Annotated in this window: 16 protein-coding genes; 10 read left to right on the top strand and 6 right to left on the bottom strand. The window is 39.1% G+C overall.

Going from position 1 to position 20,352, the window contains the following annotated elements; all coding sequences use genetic code 11:
- Positions 1-48 precede the first annotated feature (48 nt).
- Positions 49-957 (top strand): gliding motility-associated ABC transporter ATP-binding subunit GldA, encoded by a 909-nt coding sequence (gldA, locus tag IPP32_04380; protein MBL0047319.1) that lies wholly within the window; start codon positions 49-51, stop codon positions 955-957.
- A gap of 25 nt (positions 958-982) precedes the next feature.
- Here the strand turns inward: gldA and IPP32_04375 are convergent, their stop codons facing one another.
- Entirely contained in the window at positions 983-2,392 is a 1,410-nt protein-coding gene (locus IPP32_04375) for an inorganic phosphate transporter (GenBank protein MBL0047318.1), read from the bottom strand.
- 9 nt (positions 2,393-2,401) lie between these two features.
- Positions 2,402-3,049 carry a DUF47 domain-containing protein gene (locus IPP32_04370; protein ID MBL0047317.1) on the bottom strand — a complete coding sequence of 216 codons (648 nt, stop codon included), beginning with the start codon at positions 3,047-3,049 and terminating at the stop codon, positions 2,402-2,404.
- A gap of 258 nt (positions 3,050-3,307) precedes the next feature.
- On the opposite strand from IPP32_04370, the gene mqnC reads away from it, so the two are divergent.
- From mqnC to IPP32_04355, 3 genes are read left to right on the top strand one after another with little or no spacing between them, the layout of a single operon-like run.
- Positions 3,308-4,432, top strand: coding sequence for a dehypoxanthine futalosine cyclase (gene mqnC / locus IPP32_04365; GenBank protein ID MBL0047316.1), 1,125 nt, complete (start codon positions 3,308-3,310; stop codon positions 4,430-4,432).
- Positions 4,433-4,485: 53 nt separating this feature from the next.
- Positions 4,486-7,149, top strand: a complete 2,664-nt coding sequence (locus tag IPP32_04360) for a gliding motility-associated C-terminal domain-containing protein (GenBank protein ID MBL0047315.1) — start codon at positions 4,486-4,488, stop codon at positions 7,147-7,149.
- An 8-nt stretch (positions 7,150-7,157) separates the two neighbouring features.
- The gene (locus tag IPP32_04355; GenBank protein ID MBL0047314.1) at positions 7,158-7,745 is read left to right on the top strand and encodes a riboflavin synthase; all 588 of its coding nucleotides are present in this window, start codon (positions 7,158-7,160) and stop codon (positions 7,743-7,745) included.
- On the opposite strand, the gene metF is transcribed toward IPP32_04355, so the two are convergent.
- The 3 genes from metF to IPP32_04340 all read right to left on the bottom strand — a co-directional run bounded on the left by metF (position 7,742) and on the right by IPP32_04340 (position 10,816).
- Entirely contained in the window at positions 7,742-8,695 is a 954-nt protein-coding gene (gene metF / locus IPP32_04350; GenBank protein ID MBL0047313.1) for a methylenetetrahydrofolate reductase [NAD(P)H], read from the bottom strand. The genes IPP32_04355 and metF overlap by 4 nt on opposite strands.
- A gap of 83 nt (positions 8,696-8,778) precedes the next feature.
- Positions 8,779-9,783, bottom strand: coding sequence for a tryptophan 2,3-dioxygenase (locus tag IPP32_04345; GenBank protein MBL0047312.1), 1,005 nt, complete (start codon positions 9,781-9,783; stop codon positions 8,779-8,781).
- 241 nt (positions 9,784-10,024) lie between these two features.
- On the bottom strand, positions 10,025-10,816 hold the full coding sequence (locus tag IPP32_04340) for a DUF3108 domain-containing protein (GenBank protein ID MBL0047311.1): 792 nt from the start codon (positions 10,814-10,816) through the stop codon (positions 10,025-10,027).
- A 399-nt stretch (positions 10,817-11,215) separates the two neighbouring features.
- On the opposite strand from IPP32_04340, the gene IPP32_04335 reads away from it, so the two are divergent.
- Positions 11,216-12,946, top strand: coding sequence for a T9SS type A sorting domain-containing protein (locus IPP32_04335; GenBank protein ID MBL0047310.1), 1,731 nt, complete (start codon positions 11,216-11,218; stop codon positions 12,944-12,946).
- A gap of 7 nt (positions 12,947-12,953) precedes the next feature.
- Positions 12,954-14,402 (top strand): T9SS type A sorting domain-containing protein, encoded by a 1,449-nt coding sequence (locus tag IPP32_04330; protein ID MBL0047309.1) that lies wholly within the window; start codon positions 12,954-12,956, stop codon positions 14,400-14,402.
- Between the two features lie 237 nt (positions 14,403-14,639).
- Here the strand turns inward: IPP32_04330 and IPP32_04325 are convergent, their stop codons facing one another.
- A complete protein-coding gene (locus tag IPP32_04325) occupies positions 14,640-17,480 on the bottom strand; it encodes a leucine--tRNA ligase (GenBank protein ID MBL0047308.1) in 2,841 nt (946 codons plus the stop codon).
- Positions 17,481-17,721: 241 nt separating this feature from the next.
- Between IPP32_04325 and IPP32_04320 the strand changes: the two genes are divergently transcribed.
- The 4 genes from IPP32_04320 (at position 17,722) to IPP32_04305 (ending at position 20,347) form a co-directional block, all read left to right on the top strand.
- On the top strand, positions 17,722-18,600 hold the full coding sequence (locus tag IPP32_04320; GenBank protein ID MBL0047307.1) for an ABC transporter permease: 879 nt from the start codon (positions 17,722-17,724) through the stop codon (positions 18,598-18,600).
- Between the two features lie 10 nt (positions 18,601-18,610).
- On the top strand, positions 18,611-18,886 hold the full coding sequence (locus tag IPP32_04315; protein MBL0047306.1) for a DUF3098 domain-containing protein: 276 nt from the start codon (positions 18,611-18,613) through the stop codon (positions 18,884-18,886).
- Positions 18,887-18,999: 113 nt separating this feature from the next.
- A complete protein-coding gene (locus tag IPP32_04310) occupies positions 19,000-19,794 on the top strand; it encodes an undecaprenyl-diphosphate phosphatase (protein ID MBL0047305.1) in 795 nt (264 codons plus the stop codon).
- Between the two features lie 22 nt (positions 19,795-19,816).
- Positions 19,817-20,347 carry a TrmH family RNA methyltransferase gene (locus IPP32_04305; GenBank protein MBL0047304.1) on the top strand — a complete coding sequence of 177 codons (531 nt, stop codon included), beginning with the start codon at positions 19,817-19,819 and terminating at the stop codon, positions 20,345-20,347.
- Positions 20,348-20,352 lie beyond the last annotated feature (5 nt).

The following is a 20,352-nucleotide window of genomic DNA, read 5'->3' as shown; positions in this document are numbered from 1 at the left end:
AAATACCATCTTTCGTAATTTCGCAAAAATTCGTTTATCCGCAACCACATGTCCATTAAAGTAAACAACATAACCAAAATTTACGGAAAACAAAAAGCGCTCGACAATGTATCTTTTGAAGTTTCCAATGGAGAAATAATTGGATTTCTTGGTCCGAATGGCGCCGGAAAATCCACGATGATGAAAATCATTACTTGCTTTATTCCTCAAACTTCCGGCAATGTTTCGGTTTGTGGCTTTGATGTGATTGAAAATTCAATTGAAGTAAGAAAATGTGTGGGCTACCTTCCGGAGAACAACCCGCTTTATTTGGATATGTATGTAAAGGAGTATCTCGAATTTATTGCAGGATTGCATCACCTTGGAAAAAAAACCTGGCCACGTGTAAACGAAATGATTGAAATTACCGGGCTGCAAGTGGAACAACATAAAAAGATAGGTGCGCTTTCAAAAGGATATCGCCAACGTGTGGGATTAGCGCAAGCACTTATCCACGATCCAAAAGTGCTGATATTAGATGAACCCACCACCGGACTTGACCCCAATCAATTAACCGAAATACGCGAATTAATTCGCAAAGTAGGTAAGGAAAAAACAGTGATGCTCAGCACACACATCATGCAAGAAGTGAAAGCAGTGTGCGACCGTGTTATCATTGTAAATAAAGGTTCGATTGTTGCAAACGACTCCACCGAATCGCTTCAACAACAAAAAGAAAATGAACAAGTAATACGGGTAGAATTCGATAAAGAAATCAGCAAAAGCGAATTGAAAAAAATTGAAGGAGTTACCGATGCCGTGCCTGTTTCACCCGGAATTTGGAAACTAAAATCAAGTGCTCAAAAAGACATTCGAGCAGCAATTTTTCAATTTGCAGTGACCAATAATCTGTCGGTATTAACACTTCAAAAAGAAGAACAAAGCTTGGAGGATGTATTTAAACAGCTTACTCAATAAGTTTTGTTACTACTCTGCTCAACCCCTAGTTTGGTGCAAGGTGAAAATAATGAATTACGCTATAAACTAATCCTGCAATCACAGCGCTCACCGGTATTGTTAGAATCCAAGCCCACATTAAATTAACCGTTACCCCCCAGCGCACTGCTGAAAGGCGTTTAGTTGCACCCACACCGATAATTGATCCGGTAATGGTATGTGTAGTACTTACAGGAATTCCCATTTGCTCGGTCATGAATAGCGTTAGCGCACCCGATGTTTCAGCACACACACCTTCGAGCGGAGTAACTTTGGTAATTTTTGAGCCCATTGTTTTCACAATTTTCCAACCTCCGCTTAACGTACCTAAACCAATAGCAGCATAACAAGCCAAAGGAACCCAGTCCGGCATTTGTTTAATGTCGGCAATATTTCCATTTGCAATCATGGCTGCCGAAATAATTCCCATTACCTTTTGCGCATCGTTACCACCATGACCAATGCTAAATGCTGCGGAGGATAATAGCTGTAAGCGCTTAAACATTTTTCCAATGCGGGATGCAGTTGGAGTCTTTATTTTTTCGGAATAGATGTAGGCGCAAATAAATATCAATATCGCCAACATCATGCAATTCACAATAAGTGAATTATCAGCCTTACCCAATTCCTTTTCGAGTTTTTTCTCATCTACTCTTGGGTCAATTGTATTCTTAACTTGAGCAGCTATCGAGGCTGAACCGGCCGTATTAAATTCGCCAAGAAGCGGTTTGGTTAAGGCAATGGCATAAATCGCTGAATCCAATTTAACTTGTAATTCAGGATGTTTCACTACATCTTTTGTAAGTTGTTCCACTTTGTAGAATTTCTTTACATTTTCCTCCAACTTATTTTGCTCCAAATGATCAAACAACACCCAGGTACATCCTGCTGTAATTAGAATTACGAGTATGCGCAGCCAGGTATTCCGCATCAGCGTGACCAGTGCAATGTACATGGATACAGCCATCCCGATAAGGGGAGCTAAAAAGATAAACAATACGGTTTTAAGAATTTTATCCATCTCCACCACCTCTGCGAATCCTACAAATCCGGTCGAAATATAGGCATGTGACAAGGCTGCTCCGGCAAATCCACCAATGAGTGTATGGGAGGAAGAAGAAGGTATTCCATACCACCAGGTAAGCAAATTCCAAACTATGGCTGCTATCAATCCTGAAAAAATAACGGTAAGTGTAATAAATTCTTTATGTACTGTTTTGGAAATGGTGTTGGCAACCGCATGATCTTTGAACAAAAAGAAAGCAACAAAGTTAAAAAGTGCCGCCCACAATACCGCCTGAAACGGGGTAAGTACCTTTGTTGAAACAACCGTTGCAATTGAGTTTGCTGCATCATGAAAGCCATTGATGTAATCAAAAACCAGTGCCAGAATAATAATAACTACGAGGAAAGTCATAAGCAGGTATTAAGCGTATTTAATCATAATGGATTCAATCACATTTGCTGCATCTTCGCATTTATCAGTAGCCGTTTCAAGGGTTTGAAGCACTTCTTTGGTTTTGATAATTTCGATGGCGTTTTTTTCATCTTCAAAAAGCTGTGCAACCGCCATGTCAAAAATATCATCGGCATGGTTCTCTATACTGTTGATGCGCACACAAGCCTCACGCATACTGCTCACATTTTTCATGTTACGCAATTCACAAACTGCCTTATGCAACTCTTCAGAGCCTTGTAAAATAAGCTCCGACAGCTTTTGCATGGCAGGTGATATCTTTTCAAACTTGTATAAAATAATACGTTTGGATGCCCCATGTATGTGATCCACAATGTCGTCGACCGCGGAGGTCAAAGAGTGAATATCTTCTCGGTCAAATGGAGTTATAAAAGTTGCTGCTAATTCACTGAAAATATCATGCGTTATTTGATCGCCAACATGTTCCAAATCATCTATAGCCTTCGCCAATTCCATTCTGCGCTCAGGTGACGAAGCGGTTGCCATTTCGCACAAAACCTTGGAGATAGATACCAAATTGGAAGTAGCCTTTTCAAACATCGAAAAAAACTTCTTGTCTTTGGGGATGAGTGCTTGTATTAAATTATCGAATTTCATTGTGTTGTGTGCTAAGTTTATTGATATTCCGTTAAACACTGCAAAGGAATGAAAAATAAGTCCCTTAAAATCGGATGTAACTTTTTGTTTTTGTTAAGCCAATGTTAAATTAATGTTAAGCCGCCGACTTTTCATATAAATCTCATAACGGTGATTAATCCTTACAATTCCCAATGATTTCATACTTTTACCTCAATTTTGATGCAGGATGAATGTTTGTATCCAAAAACATTCATCTTTTAAACTTGTTGACTTTAGATGAACACAGATAACTTATTAAAACGCGCTTTAAACTTTGAATTTCTTACGATTGAGGAAGGGAAATTTTTATTTGAAAAAGCCCCCCTTGCCGAACTCACTTTTGTAGCCAATGAATTGCGTAAAATTCAGAAGCCCGATAATAAAGTTACCTGGATTATCGACCGCAACGTGAACACTACCAACGTTTGCATCGCAAATTGTAAGTTTTGTAATTTTTATCGCATTCCCGGGCATGCCGAAGCCTACATCACCAGCATAGATCAATACAAAGAGAAAATTGAGGAAACCTTCAAATACGGAGGGGAGCAACTGCTGCTACAAGGTGGCCACCATCCCGATTTAGGGCTAAGCTTTTATGTGGATTTATTTAAAGAGCTTAAGCAACTTTATCCTACTTTAAAACTGCATTCACTTGGGCCACCCGAAATTGCGCACATCACAAAACTCGAAAAATCGACGCATACTGAAGTGTTGCAAAAATTAAAAGCTGCTGGGCTGGATTCCCTACCGGGCGCCGGTGCCGAAATTTTGAATGACCGCGTGCGAAGGCTTATTTCGAAAGGAAAATGTACGGGCCGAGAGTGGTTGGATGTAATGCGGGCTGCTCATACACTAGACATCACTACTTCAGCAACCATGATGTTTGGCCACATCGAAACGATTGAAGAACGATTTGAACATTTGGTATGGTTGCGGCAAGTACAAAGCGAAAAACCGGAACATGCAAAAGGATTTTTAGCATTTATTCCTTGGCCTTTTCAGGACGATGGAACGTTGCTGAAACGACATAAAGGAATCACAAATAATGTGAGTGGGGATGAATACATCCGTATGATTGCCATGAGCAGAATTATGTTGCCTAACGTTAAAAATATTCAGGCCTCTTGGCTAACAGTTGGAAAACAAGTGGCTCAGCTTTGTTTGCACGCTGGTGCCAATGATTTTGGTTCGATTATGATCGAAGAAAACGTTGTTTCCGTTGCCGGAGCACCGCATCGCTTCACCTCTCAAGGCATTCAAGATGCCATTCAAGAGGCCGGTTTTGACCCTCAACTTCGCACCCAACAATACGAATATCGCAGCCTGCCTAAAGAAATGGAGCAACAAGTAATCAAATATTAACATTTCAACAGCAAAATAATAGTTATCTTAGTAGTCCTTATTTGATTGTTTTTGTGAAAAAAATTGCGCTGCTTCTTTTCTTTATTGTGCTAATAGTACACACTGTTTTTGCAACCCACAATCGTGCCGGCGAGATTACTTACCGTAGAATTTACGATGCCAATAATCCCAACTCTTTTAAATACGAAGCCACTGTTACCACTTACACACGACTTCCGGCCAACCAAATTCCCGATAGATGTGAGTTAGAAATCATTTGGGGAGATGGCTCCAGAGATACTATCACGCGCACCAATGGAATTGCTTCCGGTTCATGCCCTCATCAAGGCGAACAGGTTGCGGGCGACATCAAAAAAAATGTTTACATCGGCGTACATACTTATGCAGGTGCTTCTTGCTTTTTAATTTCAGTTACCGATCCTAATCGAAATGCCAGTGTAATTAATATTCCCAACTCTACTAACGTTTCATTTTACATCGAAACTCAGTTGTGTATTAACCCTTTTTTAGGATTTAACAATACTTCTCCTGTACTTCTAAATCCGCCTATCGACAATGCTTGTACTTGTAAAAAATTTGTGCACAATCCCGGGGCTTTTGATTCGGATGGAGATAGTTTATCGTATGAATTGATTGATTGCAAAGGAGAATTTGGTACTCCCATTTTTGGCTACACCCTTCCTCCCGGAGTAACCATAAATTCCTCCACCGGCGATATGATTTGGAATTGCCCCAGCCCTATTGGTGAGTTCAATTTTGCAATCCTGATAAAGGAATGGCGTTTGGGAAATCTCATTGGCTCGGTAGAAAGAGATTTGCAAGTCACCGTTTCCGGGGGATGTCAAAACGACCCACCAGTAATTGCTGCGCTGAGAGATACCTGTGTTGTAGCTGGAACTTCTATCGCGTTTAATGTAAAAGCTACGGATCCCAATCAAGGCGATGTGGTTACACTAACCTCTACCGGAGGCGTATATTTACTCGGCTCCAATCCCGCCAATTTTCCTCAATCCATCAATGCTGTGCAAACCGTGACAGGCTTATTCAGTTGGAATACCAATTGTTCGCACGTGCGCTTGCAACCTTATCAAGTTTTATTCAAAGCCGAAGACAATGACCTCAGCACGCCTCTAGTGGATATTAAAACCATTAATATTCGCGTTATTGCTCCGGCACCTCAAAATCTTATTGCCACACCCACCGGATCGGCTATTAAACTCAATTGGAATCAAGAAATTTGCAGTGAAGCTACCGGCTATAAAATATACCGGCGCAACAGCCCTTCAGGATACATCCCGGGTGATTGTATTACCGGAATTCCGGCCTCTACCGGATATGTTGAAATTGCTACTGTTAGCGGTTTAAGTACTACTTCTTTTACCGATAACAACAATGGAAATGGTTTGGTGAACGGTCTCGACTATTGTTATATGATTTATGCCATTTTTGACGACGGCTCTAAAAGTTATGCCTCCAACGAATTTTGTGTTCAATTAAAAAAAGATTCTCCCATTATTACCAATGTGGATGTTGTTGAAACCAGCACTACTACCGGAAAAATAACAGTTGCTTGGTCTAAGCCAACGGAAATTGACACACAGGCTGTTCCCGGACCGTATCGGTATTTAATTTACAGGAGTGTTGGTTTTGGGAATGGAAATTTCCAATTGGTGGATTCAACTAACAGCATTAACGATACAATTTATCAAGATACACAAAACCTCAACACTAAAGAGAATCCATACTCCTATAGAATTGAGTTGTATACACTCTTACCCAATCATATATTTATTAGCAATTCCAGCAAAGCCTCATCTGTTTTTTTAAGTATAGTGCCGAACGATAATCAGCTGCAACTCAATTGGAATTTTAATGTGCCTTGGACCGATAGCCTCTTTATCATTTACAAGCAAAATGAATTTATCCCAACACAGTTCGACTCTATTGGAAAAACAACATTAAAAACCTTTACGGATACCGGTTTAATTAACGGTCGTACCTATTGTTATAAGATTAAGGAAATAGGAAAATATTCTGCTCCGGGAATAGTTTCCCCCATCATTAATCGCTCTCAAATTGCCTGTGCGGCTCCGCAAGATTTTACAGCGCCCTGTGCTCCAAAAAATTTCACCATTAAATCAGACTGCGACTTAATTCAAAATACGATAAGCTGGAGTAATCCCAATACCAGCTGTGCGGATGATGTAGTGGCATACAAGATTTATTATACGCCGGTTTTGGGAGAAGAACTTTACTTAATTAAACTCATCAACGACCAAAATGAACTCGTATTTAGCCATAACAACAATGGTAATTCAATTGCCGGATGTTATGCTGTTGCCGCAGTTGATTCCTTTGGAAACGAAGGTGCGATGAGCGATTCGGTTTGTGTGGATAACTGCCCGGTATATGAATTGCCTAATGTGATAACTGTGGATGGTGATGGGGCCAATGATTTATTTGTGCCTTTTCCCTACAAGTTTGTTGAAAGTATTGATTTGGTAATTTACAACCGTTGGGGTCAAGCAGTGTTTAAGAGCAACGATCCCAATATCCGCTGGGACGGCAAGAATCAATACAGCAAACAATTGGTACCGGATGGGGTGTATTATTATGTTTGTGAAGTGCATGAAATCCGCCTAAGCGGCATCGAAACTCGCGAATTAAAAGGTTTTGTGCATGTTTTTACAAGTCAACAAAAACCAGGGGGAAATTGATTTAGGATATGTTTACAGGAATTATTGAATGCCTTGGCAAAGTAGTGGAAATAAAAAATGAAAAAAATAATATTCATTTTTTTATTGATGCTCCCTTTACCTCCGAATTAAAAGTTGATCAAAGCGTTGCGCACAATGGGGTTTGTTTAACTGTTACAGAAATCAACAAATCCATCTATTCCGTTACCGCCATTCAGGAAACTTTACAAAAAACAAATTTAGGCCAGCTTAAAATTGGCGATAAAATAAACCTCGAACGCTGCATGCTCATGAATGGCCGATTAGACGGGCACATTGTGCAAGGGCATGTGGACCAAACAGGAATTTGTAAAGCGGTGGAAGAACAAAATGGCAGCTGGTTTTTTACTTTTGAATACGATTCAACCGCTAAAAATATAACTGTCGAAAAAGGTTCTATAACTGTAAACGGTGTTAGTTTAACTGTTGTGAATTCAGGGAAAAGTGAATTTTCAGTTGCTATCATCCCCTACACTTTTGAGCACACCAATTTCCATCAATTAAAAAAGGGAGATACGGTAAACCTTGAGTTTGATATTGTTGGAAAGTATGTAGCTAAACTGCTCCAAACAAATTAAAGCACCGCTTGCGCGATACGTCGCACCGCCTCTGATTTTCCCATTGTGTAATAATGCAAACAAGGCACACCAAATTTTATTAATTCCTTGGATTGAGCAATGCTCCATTCAATTCCGATTTCGCGTGTTTCCTCATCATTCTTGGCCTTTGCAAATGCATCCGCCAATTCAAATGGAATGTCGATACTGAATATTTTAGGGATGATGGATATTTGCTTTTTCAAGGTCATGGGTTTCAAACCCGGAATAATGGGAACAGTAATGCCAATTTCCCTTGCAGCTTTCACAAATGCCATAAATTTAGCATTGTCGTAAAATAATTGCGTGATGATATAATCGGCGCCGGCATCTACCTTGGCTTTTAGGTTTGCCATATCAAATTGCATATTGGGTGCTTCAAAGTGCTTTTCGGGGTAACCCGCAACACCGATGCAAAATTCGGTAGGACTGGCAGTGCCCATTTCTTCATCCAAATACTCGCCTTTGTTGAGCTCCACAATTTGTTTCACCAAATCCACAGCATACTTGTTTCCATCCGGTTCAGGGATAAATACTTGTTCGGTTTTGATGGGATCTCCGCGCAAAGCAAGCACATTATCTATTCCTAAATATTGTAAATCGATAAGCGCATTTTCGGTTTCTTCTTTGCTAAAACCACCACAAATTAAGTGCGGTAAGGCATCGGTTTTGTATTTGTTAATGATTGCAGCACATATCCCAACCGTTCCGGGACGTTTTCGAATAAATACTTTTTCGAGGTATCCACCGGCACGTTTCTTATACACGTATTCTTCGCGGTGATAGGTAACATTGATAAAACTGGGTTTGAACTCCATCAAAGGATCAATACTTTGATAGATAGATTCGATGCTTTTACCTTTTAAAGGTGGTAAAATTTCAAAAGAAAAAAGGGTTGATTTAGCCCGGCTAATGTGTTCGGTTACTTTCATGCTATTTTTTAGGAAGCGCGAATTTACTGCAATTCAACCTAAAATCAAAACCATGAAAATGTCCTATACTTAAGCCTTGAAGCTTATTTTTGTTCCCGAATAACCGATTCCACCCAAGCTTTTCCCCAATTTTCCTTCTCATCGTTCGACCAAAGTTCAGGATAAAAAATGCGTTTTTGAAAACGGGGAGGCAGGTATTTTTGCCAATTGGTTCCACCACTTGCAGGCACATCTTCCTTATCGGCCGAAAGGTAACGCACAGCACTTTTATAATGCACCAAAGGCCAATTTACATTCACGTTTACATCCAGTTGTCGCAGTGCATTAATTACTTCCGGAGCTTTTTGATCTTCCGCGGAAAGCGATTTAAATTTTTTCCAAATGTTTTTTTGCTCGTAGTTTTTTGCCAGTGCAATAAATTGTTCGGTATATTTTTTTTCGAATTGCTTTAAGGTAAGCGTCTTTTTGCCTGATGCAAGCTCGGTTGCTCCTTGTTTCCAATAAATGTGTTCAAACAATTCTTCGATGCTCGCATTTTTACCTTCAAAGGTGTGACGCACTTCCTTATCCACCAGAAAAAACAAATCGGTACAGCACATCTCAATCATGCGGTATTGTGCACTTTGAAAACCACTTGCGGGCAATAAGGCCATGCGGTAATTTAAAAATTGTTCCTTTTCCATTCCATCCACCATGATGGCAAAAGAAGTGGTAAGTGCTTCAAAGTAACGGTTCACACGGGTGACACGTGCAACGAAAAAATCTTTTTCCAACTTTTCTTTCCAACCTTGATCGTGGCCATTTTTTAAGATAATGCGGCCGTTGTTGGCGATTTGCTCTAATTCGTGCAACGATAGCTTAAAATAAAGTTCAGTAATTTGATGGTAGATGATAAAAATTAATTCATCCGGAAAATCCGTTTTGGGATTTTGTAAGGTGAGCAATTTATCCACATTGATGTAATCCCAATAGGTAACATAATTGCTTATGAGCAAGCCGTCGAGATAGGATTTCAGGTCCTGACCCATGGCTTGGTATTTTTCGTCGAGCAGCTTTATTTTTTCAATAATATCGGGACTAAGTTCCATTTTGATAGGTTTAGATTTTGCCAAAAATAGAAATATTTATTCCGCATGGAAAATGATTGTACGCATAAAAAAAAAGATGTAAATAAATAGAACGCGGATAACGCAGGTTTCGGCGGATTGAGGCGGATTTTGAGTACGTTTTTAAGTCAACAAAATAAACATTAAACCAATGCCTGCACACTGCATCCATAGCCAAAAAGTGCTCGAACTAAGAAAAATCTTCAAAAAAATTGCTTAAAACTTAATCGCTGATTTTCGATATGGGGCTGGCTAAACCGGAGTAGGATTCTAAATCCATTTTAATGGATCCTACTAAAATCTCCGCTTGCGCGCGCACAGGAATGTGGTTATCGTCGTCGGTAATCCACACATTAAGATCTTCTTCCTTTTTAAAAACCCTTCCTTTCTGCACCACCGGGCGAAACTTGATGCATTTAAAGACACCCAAATCGGTTTCAATAATTTCTCTTCCGATGAATTTAATTTTCATTTCAAAAATTTCATTGTCCACAAAACTGGGAATGGTGAAAATGTCGCCTTCCTTGGCTTTGCTGTAATCGATGCAGCGCGAATAATAAAAGGCGGATAACATATCTTGCACATTTTCGGGTGTTGCAAAGGAAGTTCCATCGGCATACACTATTTTTTTGTAGGGATTAAAAACGTAGTTCTGATTTATTTTATAGCCCCCTTCATCCACTCGCCTTAAAAAAACCCAAGGCACAATTGCTTCGGCATCAATAAAGGTTTCGTAGCGGTCGCGGACTTTAAAAAACCAATCGAAAGCCCCGCGGCTTCTTCCGGTTCCCACAATATGAAAAGCATCCCGGTCGCCGTATTTTTTTTCTTCGTCCATCACTTCCAAACGTGCTGTGCCGGCATCAATAAAACCATAATGCACACGGTAGGTAATAACTTCACCTTTTTTAAAGGCTTTGTTGTTGATGGATCGGAGTTGTTGGGCGGATGATAAAAGCGAAAGGAAAAAAAGTATTGAAAGGAGATATGAACGAAAAAGAATGTAGGTTTTCATAGAATAATTTCTTGCTTGTTCACAATTCAAAAAGCAAGCCAATTTTTACTTTTAGTTTTAAACAAGCTGTAAAGGTACGATTAAGATTTTTGAGTTATTTTAAGTCTTGCCTCTATCTAAATGATTCATCAAATACCCGCATCTGATAAGCTAAAAAATATGCGCATCTTCTTGATTTCAATACTAATATGTTGTTTCTGATTTACTTTGATTAGAATTGAAAAATAAGTATACTTGTATATAATAATTTGAATTCTCACCTCAAAATTTCTAAAAATGAAAGCACTCTTCTCACGGGTAACAGATTGGAAATTGTTTAATCTTACCCCCCCCCATCTAACAAAATCAATATCAGTTAGTTACGTCTTAGTTGTTCTATCCATTCTTCTAAATTGTAACATGGTATATTCCCAAAGTGCCCCACCACCTTTAAATTCAAATCATGATACCACTTTGCGTGGCATGTATGTGAGCTGTGGCGATGAGTTAATTTTGGAGCTTTTTAGGAATTCCAATCTTTACGATTCTACTGATTGCAGCAGAACTCCCAAATTATGTGGGCTGGTAAATTTTTGCAACAGCCGTTTTATTAATTATGTTGCAGTATATTCTTTGGGTAAAAGACATTCAGGCAATGATCCCAATCCTATTGTAGGCAACATGGTTTTTTTTAATGCTGTAAAACGATTTTTGCAAGTGATGCACGACAATAGTATTAAAGTGGGCATAGTAATCTCTAACAAGGAGTTTTTAGATACACTCGCTAGCTCAGGAACTTTTGTTACTTCCGATTTTTTTTGGGAGGAGCCCAACTTGCCTTGGGATGATAGTTGTATGAGTTTAGCCAAAGGTGTTCCAAACAATAGCATAGCTACTGCCTCATTTCCAGATTATGATTTGCTAAATCCGAGCCCAAGTTGCACCGAAGAGGAATGCCCAGCACAATATATACTTTCTGAAATGCTAAAGCAAGTAATGCGGGTGTACCAATATAGTTATTGGGTACGCGACTCAACAATTGCAAATGGTTGTGTGGGTTGCACGGCTCGTACATCCAGCACCATAGCGCCTGCCGACCCTAAATATTTGTTTGATTATATGAGTCTGGAATATGAGTATTGGGATGATGATACGTATGAAAAATCAGACACGGTTGGCCTTTATCCACCTAAGGGAGGCTGGAATGCGTTTTTTCACATATCACAGGCAATGCTTTATGTTTATGGGCACATGTGTACTTCTTTGAAAATGGAGTTAGAATGGAGACTAGCTCCAGCAAACCACATTAATGGATATACTGACCCGAGCAATCCTGGAGATTTGGTAGCCCAAAATATGCTTCCAACAAGTATGCAAGCGCAATATATCGCAAGAGCCTTTAACCGTGTGTTAATGAGTGATTACCGCATTTGGAGCGATGTTGCTTACCCCAAAATGATAAACAAAACAGGTAATATTCATACCCAATTAGCAGCTTGGCCAAATGATTTGAATGCTGGAGACAGGCATAAATTAATGCCCCTGTTTTCGGCGGCAACAGTGGGTGAATACAAACAATGTTTTGATACTGTTAAGTATACTGTTGACAATCCTTCGGTAATTGATACTTGGGACTTTAGTTACTTTGGACCCGGCTTGGCCGATACCATGACCATGTATGATTATGAAAACTTGTACATGCAGCAATTGGAGACTTCTATTTCCAATGATGAAAAATTTGTTAATAATTGGGAATATGTTAATTCCGGAATTACACTTGATACAATTGATACCTTACATCAAGATATTGCAGGCTTCATGTGGTATAATTACAGCACATTAAGAAATGTTTGGCGCGATACGGTTGAATATAATCGCCAATCGAATACTCAATTATTTGTAAACCAAACTTTACCGGCCATTTATTTTAATACAAATTCATCCGTACTAAACTTTAAAGGCAAAGAGAATGAAAGCAAAATGGAAGCTTTTTTGCAGGTAATAAATATGCAAGGCGAAGAAGTTTTCAAAATGAAAATTATTTCAGTCCATCAAAGTATTACACTTCAGCAAATCCCGTCCGGTATATACCTTTGCAAGTTAAGCGATGGGCAGAGCTATCGAAGCAAAAAAATAACCATTTTAAAGTAATTGCAGCATGAAAAAAATATTCATCACACTAGTACTAGTGTTGAATGTACATGTTGCATTCACACAAACTACCTTTGAAAAAACATATAAGCGATTAATACAAGACGAAGCTGCTCAAAGTGTAATTGAAGATGGTAACGGCGGCTTTGTTATTGCTACAGGCGGCAAAAGGGCTTCAACTACGAATACACGTGAATTTGGGTTGGCGCATATTAATGCTTTTGGAGATACAATTTGGTACACCGTATTTACAAGAAGCTTTCGACCAGCCTTAAGTATGGTGCGTAAATCAGCATCTGCTTACTACGTGGCTGGTGTTGCCGATGATTCATCAGCTACCGTTGATTTAATGCTATGGCTTTGTAAATTTGATTTAAACGGAAATGTTATTTGGAAAAAAAATATAATGGATTTTAATTTGCCATTAATGGATTGGGGTTTGTCATTTGACGTAGTTAAAGATGGCCTACTATTTACAAATGGATATAGTGGAGGATATTATAAATTAGATACCAATGCTAACATTGTCAATATTAATAATTACTATTTCTACCTTAATAATTCAGATTATTTCAGAAAATCAGATATGCAAAAAAAAGATTCTATTTATTACTATAATTCAGCCTACAGCAGTTCATTAACATCAGGACCATACAGACCAAAGTTTTTACTAATTGATGAAAATGGAGATAGCTTAAGTTCATTTTCTATAAATCTTGATTCAGCTTGGGGTTCGTCTTACACAAATATTTATCAAAGCAATTTTATAGTTTTCGCGTTTGTTCCTCCAATAATAGTCCCCAATGCCTACGGCTTTGTTATTTCAAAGTTAGACTCCTTGGGGAATAAAATATGGCGACGGCCAGTGCGAGGTATTAATCGTTCTAATTGTTATGTAACTGGGCATTGTATTTTACCCAATGGTAACTTTGTAATTAGTGGTTTCCCAGGAGGCTTATCAGCACCTGCCGGAAGGGCTTTTTTGTATTGCTTTGATACCAACGGGGATAGTTTATGGTTTAAAAAATTTAGCCCAAGCGATACCACCCTTAAAACTGATTTTTACGATGTAATAGCCACTAGCGATAGCGGATTGTTAGCATGCGGTCAAGCTATGCGACCCAATGGCAGTCGCGAAAGCTATATTGTTAAATTGGATGCCAATGGTGATTTGTTTAATCCACTAAGCATAATTGAGAAACGCAAGGAAAGTTATTTTCATCTTTATCCCAATCCTGCTAACAATGTGGTAAGTATGCACTATATGGGTTTTGATAAAAATGTAGTGCTGAATATTCACAATGCATTGGGGGAGGAAGTATTCACTCAAAAAATAAATGGCAACGATGAACGTCTACAGCTAAATACTACTAATTATCCTCCCGGAATTTATACGTGCAGCTTGCATTCAGATAATGGAATTATTGCTTTTAATAAAGTAATTGTTCTGAAATAGCCTGCTTAACTTTTTATTGACGTTTTTACATTAAGTATAAGAAAATCTTCAGGTTGTAGGTAAATTGCTATGTACAAAGAATCGTTATGTAATTTTGGGGTTTATGATTTTCATTGCTTCTTCCCCTTTTTTAACACATAGGAGCATAGAGAACATAGGCTTCACATAAGTTCAAAATGAACGTGTTGTTCAGATGATGAAAATTAAATCACTGTTAGTATTTGTTGTTCGACGCTATCACACCACCAAATTCACAATCTTACCCGGAACAATAATTACCTTTTTGGGTGATTTGCCTTCCAATAATTTTTGGGTTTGCTCTAATTTCAACACCTCCGTCTCCAATTCCTCCTTGCTTAAACTCAGCGCAAACTCCTGATTAAAGCGCGTTTTGCCATTTATGGAGATAGGGTAGCTAAATGAATTTTCGATTAAATATTCTTCTTGACAAATCGGAAAAGCAGCATAGCTGATGCTTTCATTGTGGCCCAACTTTAGCCATAATTCCTCGGCGATGTGCGGTGCGTAAGGTGAAATTAAAACAGCGAGCGGCGTCAAAATCTCGCGCTTGTTGCATTTTAATTCGGTGAGCTCGTTTACGCAAATCATAAAATTACTTACAGAAGTGTTGAACGAAAAGCGCTCAATATCCTCTGTAATTTTTTTAATGGTCTTGTGCAACACTTTTAATTCGGGCTTAGTTGCCGGCTCATCCGAAACTGAAAACACAAATTCCTTAGTATGAAACAAGCGCCACAATTTTCTTAAGAAATTTGACACCCCCGTAATTCCATTGGTATTCCATGGTTTGCTTAATTCGAGCGGACCTAAAAACATTTCGTACATGCGCAAACAATCTGCACCATAGTCCTCACACATCTTATCCGGGCTCACCACATTCCATTTGGATTTAGACATTTTTTCTACTTCGCTTCCGCAGATGTAGTCGCCGTTTTCTTCACAAATAAAAATAGCATCCTTATTCTCGGCGCGCCAATTCTTAAATGCCTCCTTATCCAAAATATTATTGGAAACAATATTCACATCTACATGCAAATCAATCCATTTATAATCAGCATTGGAAAGCCCTGTCAACTCAAGCTCTTTAGCACTTAAGGCGCTGCCTAATCTTTTAGCTGATATAAAAACATTTCTATCCGGAATTTTGTATACAAATGCACTTGTTCCTTGTATCATTCCTTGATTAATCAACTTCTTAGCAGGCTCTACTATCGAAATTTTTCCGAGGTCGTACAAAAATTTGGTCCAAAAACGCACATACAATAAATGTCCGGTAGCATGCTCACTGCCTCCGATGTATAAATCCACTTCCTTCCAGTAATTCAAGGCTTCTGCGGAAGCAAATTCAGTTTCATTGTGCGCATCCATGTAGCGCAAATAATACCAGCTGCTGCCTGCCCAACCCGGCATGGTGCTATGCTCGTAATCATAGGTGCCTTTGTATTTCCAATCTTTAGCGCGCGCCAAAGGTGGCTCGCCTGTTTCGGTAGGTAAGTATTTATCCACTTCAGGCAATATCAAGGGCAATTCATTTTCATTTAACACCTGAGGAATTCCCTCTTTGTAATATACCGGAATCGGTTCACCCCAATAGCGTTGGCGCCCGAAAATGGCATCCCGCAAACGGTAATTTGTTTTACCTTTTCCAATGTTCTTCTTTTCGATTTCCTCGATGGCTTTTTTAACAGCTACTTTTACATCTAAACCATTTAAAAAGTCGGAGTTAACCAATTTTCCTTCTTTGCCATCAAAAGAAGTATCGGTAAAATCCCAGTCCACTGGCGGTTGAATCACTACCGGCTTTTCTATACCAAAATGTGTGGCAAAGGCAAAATCGCGCGAATCGTGTGCGGGAACCGCCATTACAGCACCGGTACCATATCCTGCCAACACATAATCGCCAATCCAAACCGGAATTTTTACTCCTGAAAAAGGGTGTTCCACATAAGCTCCCGTAAATACTCCGGTAATTTTTTTTACTTCACTCATCCGGTCGCGTTCGCTGCGGTTGGTGGCATAGGTGACGTATTCTTCAACAGCCTTTCTTTGTTCGGCTGTAGTGAGTTGTGTTACCAATTCATGTTCGGGTGCAAGGGTTAAAAAAGATACCCCAAAAACGGTATCGGGACGTGTGGTAAAGACTTCGATTTGCGCATCCGAATTTGCCACTTTAAATTTCAAACTTGTTCCTTCCGATTTTCCAATCCAATTGCGTTGGGCTTCCTTAATGCTTTCGGTCCAATCAATTCCTTCTAAATCGTTCAACAAGCGCTCCGCATAAGCATTAATACGAAGGCTCCACTGACGCATTAATTTTCGCTCCACGGGATATCCGCCACGCTCACTCACACCGTCTTTCACTTCTTCGTTGGCCAGCACAGTGCCCAATTGCGGACACCAGTTTACCATGGTATCGCTTAAATACGCCAATCGAAATTGTTGCAATACTTGTTCCTTCGTTGCTTCCGAAAAATTATTCCATTCCTGCGCCGAAAAGCCTTCCTGATACACTTCAATATCTCCGGTAAGCACATCGTCGGAAGTACCTTTAAAACCTTGCTTTTCGAAAAGTTGGGTAAGCGTCTGAATGGACTCAGCTTTGTCGGTTTTTTTATTGTACCACGAATTAAACAGTTGTATAAAAATCCATTGTGTCCATTTATAATAATCGGCATTTGAAGTGCGCACTTCACGTTCCCAATCAAACGAAAAGCCTAATTTATCGAGTTGTTCGCGGTAGCGTGCAATATTTGTTTTGGTAGTAATTTCGGGGTGTTGTCCGGTTTGAATGGCATACTGCTCGGCCGGTAAGCCAAAAGAATCGTAGCCCATAGGATGCAACACATTAAATCCACGGTGGCGTTTGTAGCGCGAAAAAATATCGGAAGCGATATAACCCAATGGATGACCCACATGTAATCCAGCTCCACTTGGATAGGGAAACATATCCAACACATAAAACTTGGGTTTGGAGGATTTATTTTCAGCACGAAATGTTTTATGCTTTGCCCAGTAATCTTGCCATTTTTGTTCTACTTCTCTAAAATTGTATTCCATGATTAAATGCTGCTGTGTGTGATGTTGAATAAATCTATACTGTGAAAATGCTGCAGTATAAGCCGTATTGAATTTGAGTTAAAAATTGGACGACGAAAGTAATAAAAAAAGGCCTATTGCTGCTTTCAACTATGAATCTAACCTTCGCTTAGAGGAACTTAATCAGAAGAGGCTCCTAGGTGTAAGAAGCTATTTTTTTCATTACTTTAGCGCAACTTTTGAAAAAAAGCTTCCAGCATTCATGTCAAAGAACGAAGAAAAATACGCTTTACGTAAATTAAAATCCTCCTATCTCTCTACAGTGATAAGTGTTTCGCTGGTATTGTTTATGCTTGGCTTATTGGGATTGATTGTGTTACACACTAAAAAACTTTCGGATTACGTCAAAGAAAACATAGGTTTGACGGTAGTATTAAAAGACTCCATAAAGGAAACGGATATTTCACAATTTCAAAAGTCATTGGATGCTACATCCTACGTAAAATCTACCGAATACGTAAATAAGGAGCAGGCCGCAGCAACTTTGAAACAAGATTTGGGTGAGGATTTTATACAGTTTTTAGGCTACAATCCTTTATTGGCAAGCATCGACGTGCATTTGAAAGCTGATTTTGCCAATCCGGATAGTTTGGGTTGGATAGAAAAAGAAATCACAAAAAATGCTAATGTGAAGGAGGTTTACTACCAAAAATCATTGGTGAATTTGGTGAATGAAAACGTAAAAAAAATTGGTTTAATTATTTTGATATTTTCTTCCTTGTTATTGGTTATTGCCATTGCGTTAATCAACAACTCCATTCGGCTTTCGATTTACAGTAAGCGTTTTATTATTCGCACCATGCAATTGGTGGGTGCTACACAAGGCTTTATACGCCGACCCTTTGTGTTTCGCGGGGTGCGACATGGTATTTACGGTGCGCTTATAGCCATTGCATTATTAATGGGAATAATTTATTGGGCACAGTCTGAAATTCCGGAATTAATTGTTTTGCAAGATGTGGATTTGTTTGCTTCCTTATTTGCTTTGGTAATTTTCCTAGGCATTTTTATCACCTGGATTTGTACCTATCTTGCGGTGCGAAAATATTTGAGATTAAAAACAGACGATTTGTATTATTAAACTTTAAACGATGAGTAAAGATAAAAAAGCGGCTGCAGCTGCGGCACCTGTTCACAAAGGAAAAAAAGAAGGTTTTGCCTTTGGTCCTGAAAACTACAAGTTAATGATAATTGGATTAATTGTTCTTTTTAGCGGTTACCTCTTGATGGTTGGCGGTGGATCTGATGATCCGAAAGTTTTTAATCCTGAGATTTTTAGCTTTCGCAGAATTACACTTGCACCCATTGTAATTTTGATTGGTTTTGTGATAGAGATTTTTGCTATCATGAAAAAGTCGAAGGCATAATCTTATCTAAACCCTTTGGGGAGAAGCTGCACTATTCCCTTTTCGGAATACTTTATTGAAGGAAGCCGACTGGCTTTCCAACTGCTCCAATTGAGCAGATAATTTCATTTTTTATGACATACCTCCAATCCATTATTTTAGCTATTATTGAAGGCATTACCGAATTTTTACCGGTATCGTCAACAGGTCACATGATTGTGGCATCTTCGGTGATGGGCATTGCCGGTGATGAATTTACCAAGCTCTTTACTATTGCCATTCAGTTGGGAGCAATTCTTTCGGTGGTGGTTTTGTATTACAAAAAATTTGTTCAAAGTTTCGATTTTTATAAAAAGCTGCTCATCGCTTTTATTCCTGCAGCAGTAATTGGCAAATTGCTGAACGACTACATTGACGCCTTGTTGGAGAATGTGATTGTGGTGGCAATATCCTTGTTTTTGGGTGGAATAATTTTGCTTTTTGTGGACAAATGGTTTGCAAAATCGGAAGAGTCGGGAGAAGAAATACCGTCGGATGCGGGCGCACTTAAAATTGGATTGTTTCAATGCATTGCCATGATACCCGGAGTTTCGCGTTCGGCGGCAAGTATTATTGGTGGTCTCACACAAAAACTATCGCGCAAAGCAGCTGCTGAATTTTCGTTTTTTTTGGCGGTGCCAACCATGTTTGCAGCTACGGTTTACAAATTATATAAGTATTTTAAAACGGAGCCGGTATTAAGCAGTGAGCAATTGAATTTGTTTGTTTTAGGAAATGCAATAGCATTTATTGTAGCCATGCTTGCAATTAAAAGTTTTATTGGCTTCTTAAATAAAAATGGGTTTAAGCTGTTTGGATATTATCGTATTGCACTTGGCTTGATAATTCTTATTGTGCACTTTTTTGTGCATCCTTTGATGATTTTATAACGCATATCCCACTTCTCAATTTATGCGTAAAGTAAGCAATCCCGAACTCCAAAGAATTTCTGTCGAGGATTATAAGTCTGCTAAAAAAACACCAATCGTTTTAGTGCTGGATAATGTGCGCAGCTTAAATAATATAGGCTCAGCTTTTCGCACAGCGGATGCGTTTTTAATTGAAGCGGTTTATTTGTGTGGGATAACTGCTTGTCCGCCCAATGCCGAAATAAACAAAACCGCTTTAGGCGCACAAAATTCAGTAAGCTGGAAATACTTTGCCAGCAGCCTTGATGCCTTGAATTCCTTAAAGCAAAATAACTTTTCTGTATACGCCATTGAGCAAGCCGAACCGCGCGTGTATCTTCAACATTTCATCCCATCAAAAGATAAAAAATATGCCTTTATTTTTGGGAATGAAGTAAAAGGTGTTGATGCAGCGCTCATGAATATAGTGGATGGCTGTATCGAAATACCGCAATATGGCACCAAACACTCCCTCAATATATCGGTAAGTATTGGTGTGGTGCTTTGGGATGTTTGTACTAAACTGAGGGGTTAAAAACG

The organism is Bacteroidota bacterium, assembly GCA_016721765.1.
Taxonomy (GTDB): Bacteria; Bacteroidota; Bacteroidia; order UBA4408; family UBA4408; genus UBA4408.
This window is presented reverse-complemented; position numbering and strand designations above follow the sequence as displayed.

Excerpts from the sequence above, each read along its gene's own strand:
- gldA (MBL0047319.1), top strand. The coding sequence starts at position 49 with ATGTCCATTAAAGTAAACAACATAACCAAAATTTACGGAAAACAAAAA.
- IPP32_04375 (MBL0047318.1), bottom strand. The coding sequence starts at position 2,392 with ATGACTTTCCTCGTAGTTATTATTATTCTGGCACTGGTTTTTGATTAC.
- IPP32_04370 (MBL0047317.1), bottom strand. The coding sequence starts at position 3,049 with ATGAAATTCGATAATTTAATACAAGCACTCATCCCCAAAGACAAGAAG.
- mqnC (MBL0047316.1), top strand. The coding sequence starts at position 3,308 with ATGAACACAGATAACTTATTAAAACGCGCTTTAAACTTTGAATTTCTT.
- IPP32_04355 (MBL0047314.1), top strand. The coding sequence starts at position 7,158 with ATGTTTACAGGAATTATTGAATGCCTTGGCAAAGTAGTGGAAATAAAA.
- metF (MBL0047313.1), bottom strand. The coding sequence starts at position 8,695 with ATGAAAGTAACCGAACACATTAGCCGGGCTAAATCAACCCTTTTTTCT.
- IPP32_04345 (MBL0047312.1), bottom strand. The coding sequence starts at position 9,783 with ATGGAACTTAGTCCCGATATTATTGAAAAAATAAAGCTGCTCGACGAA.
- IPP32_04340 (MBL0047311.1), bottom strand. The coding sequence starts at position 10,816 with ATGAAAACCTACATTCTTTTTCGTTCATATCTCCTTTCAATACTTTTT.
- IPP32_04335 (MBL0047310.1), top strand. The coding sequence starts at position 11,216 with ATGGTATATTCCCAAAGTGCCCCACCACCTTTAAATTCAAATCATGAT.
- IPP32_04330 (MBL0047309.1), top strand. The coding sequence starts at position 12,954 with ATGAAAAAAATATTCATCACACTAGTACTAGTGTTGAATGTACATGTT.
- IPP32_04325 (MBL0047308.1), bottom strand. The coding sequence starts at position 17,480 with ATGGAATACAATTTTAGAGAAGTAGAACAAAAATGGCAAGATTACTGG.
- IPP32_04320 (MBL0047307.1), top strand. The coding sequence starts at position 17,722 with ATGTCAAAGAACGAAGAAAAATACGCTTTACGTAAATTAAAATCCTCC.
- IPP32_04315 (MBL0047306.1), top strand. The coding sequence starts at position 18,611 with ATGAGTAAAGATAAAAAAGCGGCTGCAGCTGCGGCACCTGTTCACAAA.
- IPP32_04310 (MBL0047305.1), top strand. The coding sequence starts at position 19,000 with ATGACATACCTCCAATCCATTATTTTAGCTATTATTGAAGGCATTACC.
- IPP32_04305 (MBL0047304.1), top strand. The coding sequence starts at position 19,817 with ATGCGTAAAGTAAGCAATCCCGAACTCCAAAGAATTTCTGTCGAGGAT.